This window comes from Pseudothermotoga hypogea DSM 11164 = NBRC 106472, assembly GCF_000816145.1.
In the GTDB taxonomy this organism is placed as follows: Bacteria; Thermotogota; Thermotogae; order Thermotogales; family DSM-5069; genus Pseudothermotoga_A; species Pseudothermotoga_A hypogea.
This window is the reverse complement of the sequence record NZ_CP007141.1, coordinates 277,495-294,349: the sequence shown is the minus strand read 5'-3', so window position 1 is coordinate 294,349 and position 16,855 is coordinate 277,495. Positions and strand designations below refer to the sequence as shown.

The window sequence follows — 16,855 nt, the reverse complement described above, 5'->3', positions numbered from 1 at the left end:
TCAAGCTTTCTCACCTCCGAGCAACTCTTTACACAATTTGAGTGCCTCGAGCGCATCTCTTGCGTAATAAACTCCGAACTGCTGTGCCAGCTGCTGGTTCATCGAAGCCCCACCAGCGATCACGAAAACTTCTACACCGTTCTTTTTCAACAGGTCTGCCGTTTCTTTCACGTACCCCACCGTTGTAGTCATCATCGCCGAAAGGCCGACTATGTTGGGTTTGAGCTCTTTCACGGCTTCCAGAACTCTTTCGGCCGGCACGTTCTTTCCAAGATCCACGACTTCGAAACCCCCACTCCTCAGGACTGTCGCGACGATCTTCTTTCCTATGTCGTGTATGTCATCCTGAACAGTTGCCAGGAGCACCTTTCCAAGCCTGTTCTTACCGGTTGCAATCAAGCTGTTCAGATGATCGAACACTGGTTGTACCGTCTCGGCAGCGAGTAACAGATGTGGTAAATAGATCTTGCCCGTGGCGTAGAGTTGCCCAACACGCTCCATTGCTTTTGCCAGCACGTTCTGGCTCACATCGAGCGGTTCACGATATTTCAACATTTCTTGAACCAGGTTCATTACTTGCTCGCGCTGTCCCTTGAGTATGTACTGTACCAAGGGTTCCTCTTCGATCTGGTCGATTTGCACCAACTGCTCACCTTTCAGCGTGAGCGCACCTCTTAACACGTTCATGGTCGTCTGCTCTTTGCTGTTCAGGATGGCCGCACTCAAACCCGCATCCACGCAGAGTGAAAGAAAAGCCGCGTTGACGCTTTCTCGCTCTGGTAAGCCGAAACTCAGGTTTGAAAGGCCTATGGAAGTCTTCAACCCCAGCTCTTTGAGCTTCCTGACAGTTTCCACCGTGACGCGATGGTCCTTCTTGGCGCCGATTGGGAGAACGAGCGGATCGAAGAAGACCCTTTCCAGCTCGATTCCTTCCGCCTTCAAAATCTCCACAGCCTTCTTTGCGAGTTTCACTCTCTCCTCACTGTGTTCCGGTATGTCTTTCTCCATGCACAGCACGATCAGCATACCACCATAGCGCTTTATCAACTCGATTCGTGGAAGCAAGTGTTTCTCGTCGCATGTTGCCGAATTCAGAACAGCTCTGCCTACGTACTCTCTGAAGCAGATTTCGAGAAAATTGAGTGTTTGAACATCTATCGAGAGCGGTAAGCTCGCATATCTGTCCAGTTCGTTGATCACACCTCGGAAATGCTCTTCGCTGAGTACTTTCTCAAGGCCCAAATTCACGTCTATGGCAGCACAGCCTTCTTGTTCCTGCTCCTGCGCGAGCTTGACCAAATGTGAAAAGTTCATCTGCCTTATCTCTTCCTGAAGCTTTTTCTTTCCCGTGGCGTTGATGCGTTCTCCAATGATCAGAAATGGTTCGGTTGGCTTCAAAACAGTTCTCGAAGCGATGAACTGCTCTTTTGTCACGGCTCTCTGTACGGGAGTTCTCTCTCCTATGTAGTTTCTCATCAGCTTTATGTGCTCTGGGCCCGTTCCGCAACAACCGCCGACGATATTTGCGCCTAACTCGACGAAATCTCTCATGTAAATGGCGAACTCCTCAGGACTGGTTCTGTAAACAAGCCTGTTGCCGACAAGCATGGGTTTTCCCGCGTTCGGTTCCACGCAGAGAGGTTTTTTGCTGTACTTCGCAAGCTTCGAAAAGACTGAAAGCATCTGTTTTGGTTCCAACGTGCAGTTGATACCAACCACATCCACATCGAGATCGTTCATGACTGTGGCAAAGATTTCCACAGACGTTCCCGTCACCGATTTACCGTCTTCTTCGAAGGTCATCGAAACGATCAGTGGAATGTCTCGTGAAACGTCACGCACCGCAAGCACAGCCGCCTTGAGTTCTTTCAAGTCACTCATCGTCTCGATTATGATTCCGTTCACACCAGAATCGATCAAAATTTGCGCTTGTTCTTTGAAAATTGTGTAAACTTCATCGAAATCTATCTCCCCAAGGGGTTTGACGAATGTTCCAGTGGAAGACATATCACCGAAGACGAGTTGGTCAGTCTTGCACGCGGACTTTGCTATCTCCACAGCCTTCGCGTTGATTTGTTCAATGAACTCGGCAAGTCCATACTGAGTCAGCTTCATTCTGTTTGCACTGAACGTGTTCGTCAGCAGTATGTCCGCTCCCGCACCCGTGTAGTCACACTGAAGTTCTCTGACCATCTCGGGGTTTTCCAGATTCAAAACCTCGACCAACTTTCCCCGAAAGCCCCTCTTGAACAATTCTGTTCCGTATGCTCCGTCGAGAAAGAGCACCCGTTTTTCGAGAAGCTTCAGAAATTCATCTCTTCTCATCGTACCACCCTATCATGCACGTCGTTGTTTTTCGAGGAAGCATGATCCCACTGCTCAGCACTTCGATACCTTCAACGTTCAGAAGTTCCACGATGTACTTGTTCCAACGCACATCAACGTTGCCATAACCTGGAGAGAAGCGCATCGTTCCATCGCCGAATCTTTCTCTCAACCTTCTATCGAAAGCTTCGTTCAGTGCCTCGAGCGCTTCTGAAGCCCACGCGTCGAGCACGGTTGCATCGTGAGTTTTACCCTCTTCGAGGAGTGAATTTATCAGTTCGTCTATGTCTTTTCCCAGGGTAGAGAGAAAGAGGCTGACTTGCTTCACACCGCTGAAGGAGTCGGGTATCAAAGCGCTGGGGAGTTCTTCGATGAGGCAAACGCGATGGTGAACGATCGGTCTTGAGATCTTCAGCCCTTGGAGGAAGAGTTCGTTGAAACGTACGAGCAAATCCGTCTCGCCAACGATGTTTTTGTAGCGCGCCCTCATTCGCGCGAGGAATACCACCTTGTCTGGCATGTACTCTTCGATCTTAGGAACGTAGAGTTCGACCAATTCTCATCCTCCTTTGATCACGATGATACAATGTCCGGTCAAAAATGTTTGTGAACTGCGTACGAACATAATTTGAAGGTTCTATTCGATCACCTGACTCGCAGCCTTCCTCAACCTGTTCATCACAGAAAAGAGTATGCCCCTTTCTGGTAAACCCACCACAATGGCAACGTCAGCAACTAACGTGTCGAGGGACCTGAGAACCCTGAAGAGGTTCTGCGCGATCGTGTAAGGTTTTGAAAGCTTCCCCATGTTGATGATCCTTCTGCCGTAGAAATTCTGCACCATCTCTTCGGGACACACTATGGGTGCGTCGGGATATTTCATCAGCACGATGTCCAACTTGTTCTCGTCTAAGACAAGAATGATCGGTTTGTTCGGTGCGTAGTGCCTGTACATCATGCCCGGTGACAGAGGTCTTTCGACCTGACCTTTCCCGAATAAAAAGTCCGGTACGTACAGATCGGGAACTACCCGTAGTATTTCCTCAACCGTTGCGGGTCCAGGCCTGAGCAGGGTTGGTCTGTCTCTGGAAAGGTCTATCACCGTAGATTCTAATCCCAAAGGAGTTTCTCCCGCATCGATGATCACGTCTACCATTCCGTAAAGGTCTTCTATGACGTGCTGAGCGTTCGTCGGACTTGGCCTACCCGAAAGATTCGCACTCGGTGCGGCGATGGGTACGTTGCTCAAGTCTATGAGCATCTTCGCCACGGGATGGCTCGGCATCCTGACCGCCACCGTTTCCAAACCTCCGGTGACTTCTTTCGGAACCTCAGCCTTCTTCTTGAATATGAGCGTCACCGGTCCGGGCCAGAATTTTTCGATGATCGCTTCGGCTCTTTCAACGTTGTCGTCGATGAGTAGATCCAGCTGGGCCAAACTGGACACGTGCACGATCAAGGGATTGTCCGGCGGTCTTCTCTTGATTTCGAATATGCGCAAAACCGCTGATTTGTCGAAACAGTTCGCACCAAGACCGTAGACTGTCTCGGTAGGAAATGCGACAGTTCCTCCTTTCTTTATCACCTCGGCTGCTCGTTTCATCACCTCTGCAGCCGGATTGATCGGATCGACCTTCAGTATCATGCTCAACTCGAACACCCCTCTCAGTTTATCAAGTCGATTCTACCTTAGGACTGACGCACATTCGTGTAGAAAAGTTCATCGGGAGGCGGAGCATGTTCAACACGAACTTTCAAACTCTGAAGGTTGCGATGGATGTTTCGATGCTCAGACAGAGCGTTCACGCTCAGAACATAGCGAACGCTGAAACGCCAGGCTACAAAAGAAAGTACGTTGTATTCGAAGAACTGCTCAAGGAAGCCTCGAGGATCAGACTTGCCACAACGCACGAGAGACACATACCCTCGAGCCAATCTCTACCGCGAGCAAGGATCGAATTGGACAAGCAAGCTTTTTACAGGAACGATCAGAACGGTGTCGACGTAGACTACGAGGTCACACAGATGGTCGCCAATGGCTTGAGATACGAGGTGCTCGCCAGACTCATGTCCAAGAACATCGAATACTACAACACCGTTTTGAGAGGTGTATAATATGAGCGAGTTCACGATATTCAGCGTCAGCGCTTCGGGCATGACGGCTCAACGTCTAAGGCTCGACGTTATTGCGAGCAACATAGCGAATTCTGAGACCACGAGAACGGAGCGTGGAGGACCTTACAGAAGAAGGGTTCCGATCTTCGCCGAGCACCTTTTAGACAAGAATCGTACTTCGGCGGTGAAGGTCGTGCGAATAGAAGAAGATCCTTCACCTTTCAGGCTTGTTTATGATCCGTCGCACCCGGACGCCGATGAGAACGGCTATGTGAGTTATCCCAATGTGAACGTGCTCAGAGAGATGGTGGATCTCATCAACGCTCAGAGATCTTATGAGGCGAACGTTTCGGCTTTCAACGTTACCAAATCGATGATAAACAGTGCGTTGCAGATCGGAAGGGGTTGATTTGAATGATAGATGGGATCAGCGGGGTCGGTCCATCCAACGTTCAAAGGCTGCAACAGGATAAGACGTTGAAGAAAGCTCCTGATTTTGCTGAAATACTGAAAGAGGCCTTCGACAAAGTCAACCAGGTTCAGAAGAACGCCGAGCAGATGGCTTCAGATTTTGCGTTGGGTAAGATAAGCAACATCCATGAAGTCATCATCGAGGCGGAGAAGGCCACGATCGCGCTGAGACTCACCACAGAAGTTCGAAACAGGATCGTCGAAGCTTACAGAGAGATCATGCGCATGCAGTTGTGATAGTTTTGTTCCTTTGAAGAAAACTTCTTTGGACACAAACATCGATCCTTTGCAGTCCAAAAGTGGCACAACGTAAGGGCTGCTGTTGTTCTCGTTTCAGCGGCTCTTGATTTTACAGACTTTAAGAACCCATCATTCTCGAGGATCGACAGTTAGAAACTCCAATCCAACCGTCGTTCTTGGTTTGAACCCCGGCCAGCTCGTGGGTGTCACCTCGAGATAAGTTTTGGCATTCTCGTCTCGCTTGAGGTAATAGTCGAAAAATGCAGTGACAAAATGTTGGTTGATGTTGTTTATTCTCCAGATGTCCCAAACTGGATCGGCGAAGCGATAATAATCGTCGAATTCCTTTGCGATCGGTGGTGCAGGATGTGGTGCCACGTTGTGCAGGGCGTTTAGGTAGGTGAGCAAATAGCGTTTCGAATTAACGGCGGATTCGAAGAGATTCACGATACCTCTGTAACCCGCTACATCGTCTTGAGAACCTGCGATCCACAAGGTTGGAACGTTTATCTTCGCGAGTGACTCCTTGTTCCATACACCGGTGGGACTCGTCCCGACAGCACCTCCCCAGGGGGCGAACAGTACCGCAGCTTTGAAGAGAGGATCAGGTTCATCCGAGGGTTTCGCAACAATCATTGGGGTGAACCTTCCAAAGTATCTCTTGACGATATCGTTTTCCTCAAGACCCGCACCAAGGGTTCTCAACGCCCCGAAAGCTCCCATCGAGTAACCGATGATACCCACAGCGTTGGGATCGCAGAGATCCTTCCAGATAGGCATTTTGAGTATCTCACGAGCCACGAACCTCTGGTCCAGAGATCTATTGACGACCGTGCTGACAAAACTTGCAACGTCCCTGTAAGTCGAATCGGTGTGATCGATCGAAGCCACAACGTATCCCTTGGAAGCGAGGTTCTCACAGAGATACGCGAGTAGATAGCGTGAACCTGGATAGCCGTGCGAGACCACCACGAGTGGATAGGGACCATCCGTGGTGTTTGGACGCGCGTCTCGCGTCGCCCGTCCCAAGAACGTGTACGGTCTCAACGAGCCAGGCTTATCGGACCGACCAAGGAAATCTGTGTAGATCGTCAACTGAACTTGTCCAGGTTCAAGGATCGCGGGGTACCACACTTCAACGATGAGTGGTCTGTCATAGACGATCGTCGAATCGCTGGTGAGAGTGTTGATCACGTCGATTTGGTTGGGATTGAACAGCTGAAGCGTTCGCACACCTACCATGAACTTCCCCCTCGCTGCGAGTGCTGGTGCGTCCGGTAAGGGATCACCCCATACCGTTCCCAGTGGGTGCTGAGTGTAGGCGAAAGGATCATAAGAGGTCGTACCGTGAACGTTACCGGAACTCTGAGCAACCACAAACGTGCCAAGAACAAAGAGTAACACCCAAAGAAATCTCCTTTTCACTTGCACCACCCCCCTGTAGTGAGGATCTGAACGTATTTCATCATGATCTTACCACAACACATGGTACAATACACAGCAAGGGGGGTACTTTCGATGAGAACGGCGGTGGCGATCCAGTTCGCACTGAACGTCGTTGAACCGATGATGTCCGGCATCGGTGGCGGAGGCTTCATGATGATTTACCTTGCCAAGGAGAACAAGATCGTCGTACTCGATTATCGTGAACAAGCACCGGCTGGTGCAAAACCAACGATGTTCCTCGATGCCGAAGGAAAACCGCTGCCGTTCAGAACAGCTATTCAGACTGGGCATGCCGTCGGCATACCTGGCACTTTGAAGGGTGTGGCGACTGCACTGGAGAACTTTGGCACGATGAGCCTCGCGCAAGTCATTGAACCAGCAATCGAGCTTGCTGAGAAGGGAATCATGGTGAACAAAGTTCTTGCTCAGTCCATTGTTGATAGCATGTACAAATTCAACGACGCGGCCAAGCAAGTTTTTGCACCCAACGGTCAACCTCTGCCAGAAGGGGCACTCTTGGTCCAGCCGGACCTGGCAAAGACCTTCAGGTTGATCAAAGAACGCGGAGTGGATGTCTTCTACACCGGTGAGATAGCTCAAGCGATAGTCGAAGTTGTCCAAGCCAGAGGAGGTACTATGACTCTGGAAGATTTGAAAAACTACGAAGTCAAGTTCCGAGAACCGATCCGTGGGACTTACAGAGGCTACGAAATTGTCTCCATGCCACCTCCGAGCTCTGGCGGCCTCACGCTCATTCAGATGCTGAAAATACTTGAAGGATTCGACATCAAGGCGCTTGGCCACAACACGACCCAGACTCTGCATTTGATGATCGAAACCATGAGATTAGCCTACGCAGACAGGGGAAAGTACCTCGGAGACTCCGATTTTGTGAAGATACCCTTCAAAGGTTATTTCGACGAGAAGTACATCGAAGAGAGACGCGCTCTGATAGATTGGCAGAAGGCCAATCCCAACATCAAGGCGGGCGATCCTTGGTTCTATGAGGGAAGCCCGACCTGTCCTGCGTCCCAGTTGAAGAACGTTTTCGCGATGGTCAACGAAAACGAGACATCTCAGACAACCCACTACACTGTGATAGACAAATGGGGCAACTTGGTCGCTTGCACGACGACCATCGAGGACGTGTTCGGTTCTGGGATCATGGTTCCAGGCTACGGGTTCATGTTGAACAACGAAATGACGGACTTCGACTTTGTTCCGGGTGGTGCCAACGAGGTACAGCCCGGCAAGCGTCCAAGGAGCAGCATGACGCCCACGATCGTGTTCAAAGATGGCAAACCTGTCTTCAGTGTCGGTTCGCCCGGCGGGGCAAGGATCATAACCACCGTCATGCAGGTGATCATGAACATGATCGATCATGGTATGAGTGTACAAGAAGCCATAAACGCACCTCGTATCTTCAGTTCGAGCTATCCAACCGTTCAGTGGGAGGCGGGTCTACCCGAACACGTGAAAAAAGAACTGGAGCTTCGCGGGCACAAGATCGCGGATGCACCGAGAATCATGGGAAGTGTTCAGAGTATAGTGATCGATCTGGAGACTGGAAAGATCTATGGTGGTGCGGATCCGAGGAGGGAAGGCACGGTCATAGGCGTGCCCTAAGGTTCTACACTTGACTGACATCACCATAACGTTGTAGACTGTTTATGGTGCCGGGGTGGCGGAACAGGCAGACGCTGCGGACTTAAAATCCGCTGGGGCGAGGCCCCGTGTCGGTTCGAATCCGATCCCCGGCACCATTTTTGTTTCAAGGGGGCGTGAAGATGGATCCATCGTTCTCTCTCCGACAGGCTCAACCAGAAGATGGGCCCGACTTCAGTGAACTCTTCTTGATTTCGGCACCATTTTTTGTTGAGCTGTTCAAGGATGATACGAAGAGAGTTTTGAAAAATCTTTTTGTCTCACCAAGAAATCTGTTTTCTTTTCAGCATGTCTGTTTTGCCGAAATTGATGGACAGATCGCTGGCATGATACTTTCCTACAGTTGGGAAACACACCGAAAGGAGTATCTCAGAACGGGCCATTTGTTTTTCAGAGTGCTGGGTTTCAAGATGCTTCGAATTTTCCGTGTTTTGCTCCGATTAAACGCAGAGCTTTGTAAACTTGCCGAAAGTGATTACTACATAAGCAATCTTGCGGTGTATCCCAGGTTCAGAGGAATTGGTATCGGCAGACTTTTGATGGAAAAGGCGGAAGAAGATGCCAAAAAAATTGGATCGAGAAGACTGGTTCTCGAGGTCGAGGAGAGCAATACTATCGCTCTGAGTTTATACAGAAAACTTGGGTTTGAAGTGGTAGAAAAATTCCAGACGAAACTCTCGAAAGATCATAGCCTGAACTTCTGCAGAATGATCAAACCTTTGGTCTGACCTTTTTGCGGTCCAAAAAACGCATCTTCAGTCTTCTTCGATCGCAAAGAGCAATTTTCCCGCTTGACACGTCCGGGGATGAGTGATATACTTTTGGCAAAGATCAAAACAGTGCGAGCGGGGGTTACTATGGACGTAAAAAAAGATCTCAGGTTTGGTGAATTTGCATACGCTTATTGGTGGTTTAGGGGAAAGCCCTCTTCCGGGATTCCCCCCAAACCACTTGGTACATAGAGGGGAATCTTAACAGAAAGGAAGAGGGCATCCAAAAAAGGATGCCCTCTTTTTTTAAACAATCCAAAGCGTGGAGGTGTGGGTATGTTGAGCAAATCTTTAGCCGCCGTGGTAGCTTTGCTGATCGTGTCAGTTCTGAGCTTCGGAACCGTGAAGATCGGTATCACGCAGATCGTAGACCATCCGGCACTCAACGCAGTTTTCGACGGTATCATCAAGGCAATCGAGGATGCAGGGTTCAAAGTCGGCACTGACGTGGTCATCGACAGACAGAACGCCCAAGGTAGCGTGCAGAACGCTGCGGCGATCGCACGAAAGTTCGCAAGTGAGAGAGTCGACATCGTTGTTGCTATCGCGACTCCGAGCGCCCAGGCTTGCGTTCAAGTGATCACCGACAGGCCCGTGATCTTCTCCGCGGTGACAGATCCGGTGGGAGCAGGCTTGATCAAGCAGTTGGGGAAAAACGAGTCGAACGTTGTTGGTATCTCTGACATGGTGCCGGTCTCGACCCATCTGAAACTCATCAAGGCGGTCTTTCCAAACGCAAAGAAGGTAGGGGTGCTCTACAATCCGGGAGAGGCGAACTCCGTTACGCTCACCAACATGGCGAAAGCCGCTGCTCCATCGCTCGCACTCACCATCTTGGACATGACGGGTACCAACGCGAGCGAAATGGTCGCGGCGGTGAACAGCGTAGGACCGGATGTCGATGTGATCTACATAGGAACCGATAACACCGCGGCTTCTTCGATGCAGGCCATAGGAGCGGCAGCTCTCAGATTGAAGAAACCAATCGTGGCTGCCGACATCGACATCGCCCGTCAAGGAGGATTGATAGGCTTTGGTTTCAACTACTTCCAAGTGGGAGTCGAGACGGGGAAGTTGGTTGTCGAGATCTTGAAAGGCAAAAAACCCAGCGAGCTCGAGTCACACTTGCTCGGACCCGAATCGCTGATGCTTTTCATCAACCTCGATCTGGCGAAAGAGTTGAACGTGAGTATTCCACAGGAACTCATTGACAGGGCGGACATCATCGTTCAAAACGGTCAAGAGGTGAAAAGATGATAGCGATCCTCGAACAGGGATTACTGCTCGCCCTGGCCGCCATGGGTGTTTACATATCGTTTCGACTCGTTGATCTTCCTGATCTGACGCCCGACGGTTCCTACATCGTTGGAGGGGCCGTCGCGGTGGTTCTTCTCCGCTCCGGTCATGGGTGGGTAAGTGCAACACTCCTGGCTGCGCTCGCCGCCGGCGCAGCTGGGTTCATCACCGCTTTGATCAGCACGCGTTTCAGAATCCATACGCTCCTGGCTTCCATCATGGTGATGACGGGTCTTTACTCGGTCGCGATAAGGGTCATGAACGCTCCGAATCTACCGATCCCCCGTTTCAGTACCGAAAAGATCCTTTCTTATGAACAGGTCGTTGGAAAAACTCCCCTGGACGACATACTCGGAGGGATTGGAAATCTGCAGTATGAGAGTCAGGGTATGAAGGCGGTGACAGTACCGTTCAACAACAAGGCTGATGGCCATGATCTGATTCTCATCGCTTCCTTGCTTCTGTTCATCAGTTTCCTGTTCTGGCTCTTTTTGCGCACCGAACTCGGCACGATGCTGAGAGGTTACGGCCGCAACAGGTTTGCCGTCAAGGTGCTCGGTGTGAATCCTAACCTCTTCGCACTCATGGGTCTGACCGTTGCGAACTTTCTTGTGGGTTTGTCGGGGGCTTTGTTCAGTATGTACAGCGGATTTGCGGATGTGAACATGGGCACCGGCATGGTCGTGGTGTGTTTGGCTTCGGTGATCCTGGGAGAGATCATCTTCGGTTCCAGAGAAGTTGCATACGGATTGTTCTTTCCCATCGTGGGTGCAGTGGTATATCAAATCCTGTTGACACTCGCGATGAAGTACGGTTATCGGATCGGCTTCAAACCAAGCGACATGAAGTTGCTCACCGCGATGTTCGTCGTCAGTGTCATAGCTGCGAGAAGACTCAAGAAGAGCGAGGTGACCGTATGATACAGCTCGAGCGTGTCACCGTGATCTACAACAGAGGCACTCTCGATGAGAAGGTCGCACTGAAGAACGTCGATCTTTTGGTGGAAGAAGGCCAGTTCGTGGTGATCGTTGGCGCGAACGGTGCGGGTAAGAGCACGCTCATGAAAGTGGTGGTTGGAGAGGTCAAACCGACCTTCGGAGTCTGCCGCATCATGGGGCAAGTACTCAGAGAAGAGAAGATTTTTAAGTGTGGCAGCATAGTCTGTCAGGATCCAAATTTGGGAATCTTTCCGAATTTGAGTATCGAAGAGAACCTCATGCTCGCCAGAAAGAAAGGCTTCAGGGGTTTGAGCTTCGGTCGTGTGGATCCGAGGGCGATCGAACTGCTCAGGTCCTGTGAACTTGGACTGGAGGAGAATTTAAAGAAAAAGGCCTCCAAGCTTTCTGGGGGTCAAAAACAGGCTCTCGCCATGGTGATGGCCGTCTCTTCAAACCCCAAGCTGCTCCTGCTCGACGAGCACACAGCTTCGCTGGATCCCAAGAGCACCGAGAAGATCATGGAACTCACCGACAGGATAAACAAGACACTCGGTACCACGATCCTCATGATCACGCACGATATGAACATCGCCGAACAGTACGGTGACACCGTGATCGTCATGGAGGATGGGAAGATCATCGCACGTATCGACAAATCGAAACAAAAAGTCCAAGCGAGCCAGCTCAAGTCGATGATAAAATCCAAACTAACAGCGACAACCTGACGATGAGGAGTGGTTGGTGAATGATCGATTCTTCCATTCTCCTTTCTGCAGCCGAAGTATTCGGCACGCCTTTTTATTTCTACGATCTGGACTTCATTCGTGACAGAGTCAGGAAGGTCTACGACTTTTTCAACCAGTTCGACTTTCACCTCGCCTACGCAGTGAAGGCCAACTTCAACTTTGAAATCCTCTCCATGCTCAACGAGCTCGGTACTATGGTGGATGTAGTCTCTTTCGGTGAGTACGAGCGCGTAAGGAAGGCTGGTTTTACTCCCGAGAGGATCGTCGTGAACGGGAACTGCAAGAGTGTAGGAGAACTGAAAAAGTACGTTGAAGATTCTGTCTATTGCATCAACCTCGACAGTCTTGAAGAACTGCTGAGACTTGAATCCATCGCGGACAGACCCGTGAGGGTTGCGATAAGGGTCAATCCAGATGTCGATCCAAAGACGCACCACCACATCGCAACGGGTTTGAAAGAGAACAAGTTTGGGGTGGATTACGACACTGCGGAAAGAATGATTCAGATCATCTCCAGAAGCAGGTTCGTTCGACTCGTGGGCTTGCACTGTCACATAGGCTCTCAGATCGTCGAGGTTGATCCTTATCGGCAGGCCTTCGAGTCCATGAGGGACTTCGCCTCGAAGTTGAATCTTCAGCTCGAGCTCGTCAACCTCGGTGGCGGATGGGGCATAGACTATGGAGATGGAAAACAGCTCGATCTGGAAGAGTATCGAAGAAACGTATTTCCAATACTTGAGGACTTCAACTGCAGAATTGTTCTCGAGCTCGGAAGATGGATCGTAGGTCCAGCGGGTTATCTGATTTCGAAGGTTGAGTACGTGAAGAAGACGAAGAACAAAAACTTCATCGTGATCGACGCGGGCATGTCGCATTTGATCAGGCCAGCACTTTACGGTGCAAAACACAGGATAGAACCGCTCTACGAGCAAAAAGATAGGCCCACCATCGTTGCGGACGTGGTCGGCCCGGTGTGCGAGAGTGCCGATACTTTTGCGAAAAATCTTGAACTCCCCGAACCACAAGAGGGAGAACTTCTAATCATAAGAGACGTCGGTGCGTACGGCTACGTGATGTCCTCACACTACAACTTGCTGAGAAGAGCACCCGAGATCCTGTACAGCAAGGAAACAGGTTTCAGAGTTTCCTCAGCTTGACGGCCGTACCGTAGGCGAGTACCTCGGCGGCCGATTGCATGATCGAGGAACCTCCAAATCTAAGGCCAATCACCGCATCGGCATTGAGTTTTTCAGCTTCGGCTATCATTCTCTGCAGAGCTATGTTCCTTGCCTCGGTGAGTAACTCCGTGTAGGACTTGATCTCACCTCCAGCCAATGTCTTGAAGGCTGCAGCGATGTCTTTGCCAAGGTGCTTCGAATAAACCACGTTGCCCATCACCAGTCCAAGCGTTTCTACAACTTCGTAACCCTCGAGCTTCTCCGTTGTTGTTAGAATCATGCTGACACCTCCTCAGAATTCCTTCTTCAAAAATATGGCATAACTCGACAGCAAGATGACAGCAATCACTGTCAGCAGGCTGACCGTGTAGATGACATCCATTTTTCCTGTGGAGATGATCTTGCTTCCCAGTATGTAGGAATAGGTGTTCATGAACCTGAGGGGTTTAAAAATTCCTATCACGGTGCTGCTTGCGAGGATTCCCACCGCAGTAAGGATGGGCTTGACCTGATCGTCGTACATCACGGAAAACAACATTGTGAGTGTGAACCAAAACAGTGCGCCGACGAGCGTGTGGATCGTGTAAGCACCGAGTAATTCGTACTTGAGATCTTTGGAGGCGAGCAAAGAGTAAATGCCTGGGAGTAAAGAAAACACGAGCATCTCAACGGTCAGGACAGCTATTGCGATGCATGATTTCGACCAAAACACTTTTTTTCTACTGCTCCGAGCCAGCAAGAACTCCATGGTTCCGTTCTCTGTCTCTCTTGCAAAAAGCGGAAAGGCTATAATGATTGCGAGAATGGGAACAAACTGGCCCAGATTCTTTCCGAACCACTGCGTATAGATGTAAAAGCTCCAGTCGGAGAGTCTCTCAACGAAATTCTTGGGAACAAATCTTTCGAGCAACTTTGGCATGTTCTCCAGCTGTGTGTATTCGTTCAGCATTTCAAGTGTCAGTCTATGAAACGGTGCGACAAAGAAAAAGAGGCCTGCACCGAGGAAGAATATCACTATGGATCTGAGTTTCATATCGGCAAGTTCCTTGTGTATCATATTTTCACTCCTTTCACTAAAGCTTCGAAGATCATGTCAAAATCCGCGGGCTGAATCTTCCCGTTTGCTTCACTCCTTTTTACAATGTACACGTCTTCCTCCTTTGTGGATCTGTAGAGGTAGCCGTTCAATTTCTCGCCTTTTGGTACGACGCACGCGACGTACTTCTCTTTCAGGTTGTCCAGGTTGTCCATTTCCACGATTCTGCCCTTCACCATGATTGCTACAATGTCTGCGATCTTCTCAACTTCGGATAAAATGTGGCTCGTGTAAAGAACGCTCTTTCCACTTTGTGGCATCGTTCTGACGAGCTCGAGCACCCTGTTTCGCATCAGTGGATCGAGTCCCCAGGTGGGTTCATCCATGAGGTAAAGATCGACGTCTTCCGCAAGTACCAGAGAAAGGTAAGCGAGCGTGTTCATGCCATGTGAGAGGTTCGCGATCTTCTCCTTCAAAGGTATCTGAAACTCTTCGAGCAGGTCGAGAGCCTTCTTTGCATCGAACCTCCGATTGATCCTGTTGTTGGTGCGAACCATCTTTTCCACAGTTAGATATCGATAAAGCTCTTTTTGCTCGGGCAAATACGAGTACGAACCGTTGATCGTTATCTCACCGGAATCTGCTTTCCTGAGTCCGAGGACACATTTCATGGTCGTTGTCTTGCCCGCGCCGTTTGGACCGAGCAAAGCGAAGATCTGACCCTTTTCGACGTCGAAAGAAACACCTTCGACAGCGCGTTTGTTCCTATAGCTCTTCACCAAGTTCTTCACGCTCAGAACCATCGTCCCGCCTCCCATAGATCTCTTTCAGTAGCGACATCAAACGTTCAATTCCTATCCCAACTTCCTTACACCTCTCAACGGCGTCAATGAAGTTCTCGATGTTGGAGCGTATGAACCCTTCTCCGTTCAACTGTCTGACAAGGTAACCTTCTCCACGCACAGGTTCCAGCACACCTTCCATGGCGAGCTCTCTGTACGCCCTCGCAACGGTGTTGACGTTCACCTTCAAGTCGTCGGCGAGCGTTCTTATGGATGGAACGAAATCACCTGGTTTCAACTCACCTGTGAGTATCAGCAGTTTAAGTTTTTCCTTTATTTGTTTGTACACAGGAACGTGGGACGTGAAGTCTATCTTGAACCACACACTTCTCACCACTGTAATATTACACTATGACAGTCTCGTTGTCAATGCAACGTCTGTCTACTTGATTTCATACTCTGAAAAATGTTACTTTAACCCATGAGAAAAATCTCACATAGGAGGGATCGGTGTGCTAAGGGTTCTCGGTGATGCTTTTTCAAAGTTTGCTAAAAAGTACCTGCCAGATGCTCTGATCTTCGCGATGATCCTCACTCTCATCACCTTCATCCTCGGAATAGTCATCCAGAAGAAGAGCCCCATCGACATGATCGTGTACATGGGCGATGGGTTCTGGAGCTTGCTGGCGTTCGCAATGCAGATGTGTCTCGTGCTCATGACAGGACACATTCTTGCCCAAACAAAGCCGATGGCTGCTGTTTTGAAGACGATCGCCAAGGCTGCGAACACACCGTTCAAAGCTGTCGCACTCGCGTGTGTTGTGATGATCGTCACGAGTTATCTGAACTGGGGCTTTGGACTCATATTCACTTCCCTGCTGGCCATAGAAATCGCCAAGAACATGAAAGGCAAAGGCTTACACTATCCGTTGCTGGTTGCCTCTGCTTACTCTGGTTTTCTCGTTTGGCACGCTGGTTTTTCAGCATCCGCACCGTTGTTGGTGAACACGAAAGGTCACTTTCTGGAATCCAAGATTGGCTTGATACCCGTCTCCCAAACGATCTTTTCACCTATCGGTTACGTTCCGGTGCTGGTGTTGTTGGTCACTCTGCCGTTCATCATGGCCGCAATGCATCCGAAGAAAGAGCAGGTCATAGAAGTTGATCCATCAGTGTTTGCTGAGAAGAAGGAAAAACCAAAGAAAGATCCATCACAGATGACGCCCGCCGAGAGAATGGAAAACAGCATGGTTTTGTCTTTGATAATCGCCATCATCGGCTTGATATACGTCTTCTACTATTTCTTCGTCAAAAAAAGGTTCTCTGGATCTCAACATACTCAACTTCATCTTCCTCATGTTGGGTATCCTGCTACATGGGACACCGAGGAACTTCATCGATGCGGCCATTGAAGCCGGTAAAACTGTGTGGGGCATTGTGATCCAGTTCCCGTTTTACGCGGGTATTATGGGTATGATGGTCAAATCGGGTCTGGCCGCAACGATTGCGAACTGGTTTGCGTCGTTCTCCACGGCAAAAACGCTTCCTCTTTACAGCTACTGGAGCGCGGGTCTCATCAACCTGTTCGTACCATCCGGTGGAGGTCAGTGGTCTGTTCAGGGTCCAATCATGGTCGATGCGGCGATGAAAATAGGCGCGTCCGTACCGAAGGTGGTCATGGGCGTCGCTTGGGGTGATGCATGGACGAACATGATTCAACCTTTCTGGGCTCTTCCGCTGCTCTCGGTTGCAAAGTTGGAAATAAGGGACATAATGGGTTACTGCGTAATGGCACTGATTTGGAGCGGTATCGTCACAAGCATCCTGCTCCTCATTCTTTGATCTGG

The 16,855-nt window shown here is 49.9% G+C and carries 19 protein-coding genes and 1 tRNA gene; 12 read left to right on the top strand and 8 right to left on the bottom strand.

The genetic code is table 11. The annotated features are described in order from the left end of the window. The 3 genes from AJ81_RS01630 to AJ81_RS01620 form a co-directional block, all read right to left on the bottom strand. A complete protein-coding gene (locus AJ81_RS01630) occupies positions 1-2,325 on the bottom strand; it encodes a homocysteine S-methyltransferase family protein (RefSeq protein WP_031503467.1) in 2,325 nt (774 codons plus the stop codon). Further along, positions 2,312-2,881, bottom strand: a complete 570-nt coding sequence (locus tag AJ81_RS01625; RefSeq protein ID WP_031503464.1) for a methionine synthase — start codon at positions 2,879-2,881, stop codon at positions 2,312-2,314. The genes AJ81_RS01630 and AJ81_RS01625 overlap by 14 nt, the downstream gene beginning before the upstream one ends. A gap of 81 nt (positions 2,882-2,962) precedes the next feature. Next, on the bottom strand, positions 2,963-3,976 hold the full coding sequence (locus AJ81_RS01620) for an L-threonylcarbamoyladenylate synthase (RefSeq protein WP_031503463.1): 1,014 nt from the start codon (positions 3,974-3,976) through the stop codon (positions 2,963-2,965). Between the two features lie 86 nt (positions 3,977-4,062). Here AJ81_RS01620 and flgB point away from each other — a divergent pair, with 86 nt between their 5' ends. From flgB to fliE, 3 genes are read left to right on the top strand one after another with little or no spacing between them, the layout of a single operon-like run. Continuing rightward, the gene (gene flgB, locus AJ81_RS01615) at positions 4,063-4,440 is read left to right on the top strand and encodes a flagellar basal body rod protein FlgB (RefSeq protein ID WP_031503462.1); all 378 of its coding nucleotides are present in this window, start codon (positions 4,063-4,065) and stop codon (positions 4,438-4,440) included. A gap of 1 nt (position 4,441) precedes the next feature. Then, a complete protein-coding gene (flgC, locus tag AJ81_RS01610; RefSeq protein ID WP_031503461.1) occupies positions 4,442-4,849 on the top strand; it encodes a flagellar basal body rod protein FlgC in 408 nt (135 codons plus the stop codon). Positions 4,850-4,854: 5 nt separating this feature from the next. Next, positions 4,855-5,148, top strand: coding sequence for a flagellar hook-basal body complex protein FliE (gene fliE, locus AJ81_RS01605; RefSeq protein WP_031503460.1), 294 nt, complete (start codon positions 4,855-4,857; stop codon positions 5,146-5,148). Between the two features lie 132 nt (positions 5,149-5,280). On the opposite strand, the gene AJ81_RS01600 is transcribed toward fliE, so the two are convergent. Continuing rightward, complete coding sequence (locus AJ81_RS01600; protein ID WP_051368827.1) at positions 5,281-6,576, bottom strand: alpha/beta hydrolase family protein; 1,296 nt, start codon at positions 6,574-6,576, stop codon at positions 5,281-5,283. A gap of 93 nt (positions 6,577-6,669) precedes the next feature. Between AJ81_RS01600 and ggt the strand changes: the two genes are divergently transcribed. From ggt to lysA, 7 genes are all read left to right on the top strand, one after another. Next, positions 6,670-8,223, top strand: coding sequence for a gamma-glutamyltransferase (gene ggt, locus AJ81_RS01595; RefSeq protein WP_064462310.1), 1,554 nt, complete (start codon positions 6,670-6,672; stop codon positions 8,221-8,223). Positions 8,224-8,272: 49 nt separating this feature from the next. Then, a tRNA-Leu gene (locus AJ81_RS01590) sits at positions 8,273-8,360 on the top strand. Between the two features lie 24 nt (positions 8,361-8,384). After that, positions 8,385-8,990, top strand: a complete 606-nt coding sequence (locus AJ81_RS01585; protein WP_031503457.1) for a GNAT family N-acetyltransferase — start codon at positions 8,385-8,387, stop codon at positions 8,988-8,990. A gap of 318 nt (positions 8,991-9,308) precedes the next feature. Continuing rightward, positions 9,309-10,289 (top strand): ABC transporter substrate-binding protein, encoded by a 981-nt coding sequence (locus tag AJ81_RS01580; protein ID WP_031503455.1) that lies wholly within the window; start codon positions 9,309-9,311, stop codon positions 10,287-10,289. Next, positions 10,286-11,248: an ABC transporter permease gene (locus AJ81_RS01575; protein WP_031503453.1), complete on the top strand. Its 963-nt coding sequence runs from the start codon at positions 10,286-10,288 to the stop codon at positions 11,246-11,248. Before AJ81_RS01580 ends, AJ81_RS01575 begins: the two co-directional genes overlap by 4 nt. Continuing rightward, complete coding sequence (locus AJ81_RS01570; RefSeq protein ID WP_031503451.1) at positions 11,245-11,991, top strand: ATP-binding cassette domain-containing protein; 747 nt, start codon at positions 11,245-11,247, stop codon at positions 11,989-11,991. The genes AJ81_RS01575 and AJ81_RS01570 overlap by 4 nt, the downstream gene beginning before the upstream one ends. A gap of 20 nt (positions 11,992-12,011) precedes the next feature. After that, positions 12,012-13,169 (top strand): diaminopimelate decarboxylase, encoded by a 1,158-nt coding sequence (lysA, locus tag AJ81_RS01565; protein ID WP_031503448.1) that lies wholly within the window; start codon positions 12,012-12,014, stop codon positions 13,167-13,169. On the opposite strand, the gene AJ81_RS01560 is transcribed toward lysA, so the two are convergent. From AJ81_RS01560 to AJ81_RS01545, 4 genes are read right to left on the bottom strand one after another with little or no spacing between them, the layout of a single operon-like run. After that, positions 13,150-13,470, bottom strand: a complete 321-nt coding sequence (locus AJ81_RS01560; RefSeq protein WP_031503446.1) for a YbjQ family protein — start codon at positions 13,468-13,470, stop codon at positions 13,150-13,152. The two genes, lysA and AJ81_RS01560, sit on opposite strands and share 20 nt — an antisense overlap. Positions 13,471-13,482: 12 nt before the next feature. Beyond that, positions 13,483-14,247 (bottom strand): ABC transporter permease, encoded by a 765-nt coding sequence (locus AJ81_RS01555; RefSeq protein WP_031503445.1) that lies wholly within the window; start codon positions 14,245-14,247, stop codon positions 13,483-13,485. Next, the gene (locus tag AJ81_RS01550) at positions 14,244-15,029 is read right to left on the bottom strand and encodes an ABC transporter ATP-binding protein (RefSeq protein ID WP_031503444.1); all 786 of its coding nucleotides are present in this window, start codon (positions 15,027-15,029) and stop codon (positions 14,244-14,246) included. Before AJ81_RS01550 ends, AJ81_RS01555 begins: the two co-directional genes overlap by 4 nt. Then, a complete protein-coding gene (locus AJ81_RS01545) occupies positions 14,992-15,393 on the bottom strand; it encodes a GntR family transcriptional regulator (RefSeq protein WP_031503443.1) in 402 nt (133 codons plus the stop codon). Before AJ81_RS01545 ends, AJ81_RS01550 begins: the two co-directional genes overlap by 38 nt. Before the next feature lie 127 nt (positions 15,394-15,520). On the opposite strand from AJ81_RS01545, the gene AJ81_RS01540 reads away from it, so the two are divergent. Together AJ81_RS01540 and AJ81_RS10990 are read left to right on the top strand one after the other, a co-directional pair. After that, positions 15,521-16,420, top strand: coding sequence for a TIGR00366 family protein (locus AJ81_RS01540; RefSeq protein ID WP_248691108.1), 900 nt, complete (start codon positions 15,521-15,523; stop codon positions 16,418-16,420). After that, positions 16,365-16,850 (top strand): TIGR00366 family protein, encoded by a 486-nt coding sequence (locus tag AJ81_RS10990; RefSeq protein WP_248691107.1) that lies wholly within the window; start codon positions 16,365-16,367, stop codon positions 16,848-16,850. The genes AJ81_RS01540 and AJ81_RS10990 overlap by 56 nt, the downstream gene beginning before the upstream one ends. Positions 16,851-16,855 lie beyond the last annotated feature (5 nt).

Coding starts and splice junctions, on each gene's coding strand:
- AJ81_RS01630 (WP_031503467.1), bottom strand. CDS start 2,325: ATGAGAAGAGATGAATTTCTGAAGCTTCTCGAAAAACGGGTGCTCTTT.
- flgB (WP_031503462.1), top strand. CDS start 4,063: ATGTTCAACACGAACTTTCAAACTCTGAAGGTTGCGATGGATGTTTCG.
- flgC (WP_031503461.1), top strand. CDS start 4,442: ATGAGCGAGTTCACGATATTCAGCGTCAGCGCTTCGGGCATGACGGCT.
- fliE (WP_031503460.1), top strand. CDS start 4,855: ATGATAGATGGGATCAGCGGGGTCGGTCCATCCAACGTTCAAAGGCTG.
- ggt (WP_064462310.1), top strand. CDS start 6,670: ATGAGAACGGCGGTGGCGATCCAGTTCGCACTGAACGTCGTTGAACCG.
- AJ81_RS01585 (WP_031503457.1), top strand. CDS start 8,385: ATGGATCCATCGTTCTCTCTCCGACAGGCTCAACCAGAAGATGGGCCC.
- AJ81_RS01580 (WP_031503455.1), top strand. CDS start 9,309: ATGTTGAGCAAATCTTTAGCCGCCGTGGTAGCTTTGCTGATCGTGTCA.
- AJ81_RS01575 (WP_031503453.1), top strand. CDS start 10,286: ATGATAGCGATCCTCGAACAGGGATTACTGCTCGCCCTGGCCGCCATG.
- AJ81_RS01570 (WP_031503451.1), top strand. CDS start 11,245: ATGATACAGCTCGAGCGTGTCACCGTGATCTACAACAGAGGCACTCTC.
- lysA (WP_031503448.1), top strand. CDS start 12,012: ATGATCGATTCTTCCATTCTCCTTTCTGCAGCCGAAGTATTCGGCACG.
- AJ81_RS01560 (WP_031503446.1), bottom strand. CDS start 13,470: ATGATTCTAACAACAACGGAGAAGCTCGAGGGTTACGAAGTTGTAGAA.
- AJ81_RS01555 (WP_031503445.1), bottom strand. CDS start 14,247: ATGATACACAAGGAACTTGCCGATATGAAACTCAGATCCATAGTGATA.
- AJ81_RS01550 (WP_031503444.1), bottom strand. CDS start 15,029: ATGGTTCTGAGCGTGAAGAACTTGGTGAAGAGCTATAGGAACAAACGC.
- AJ81_RS10990 (WP_248691107.1), top strand. CDS start 16,365: ATGTTGGGTATCCTGCTACATGGGACACCGAGGAACTTCATCGATGCG.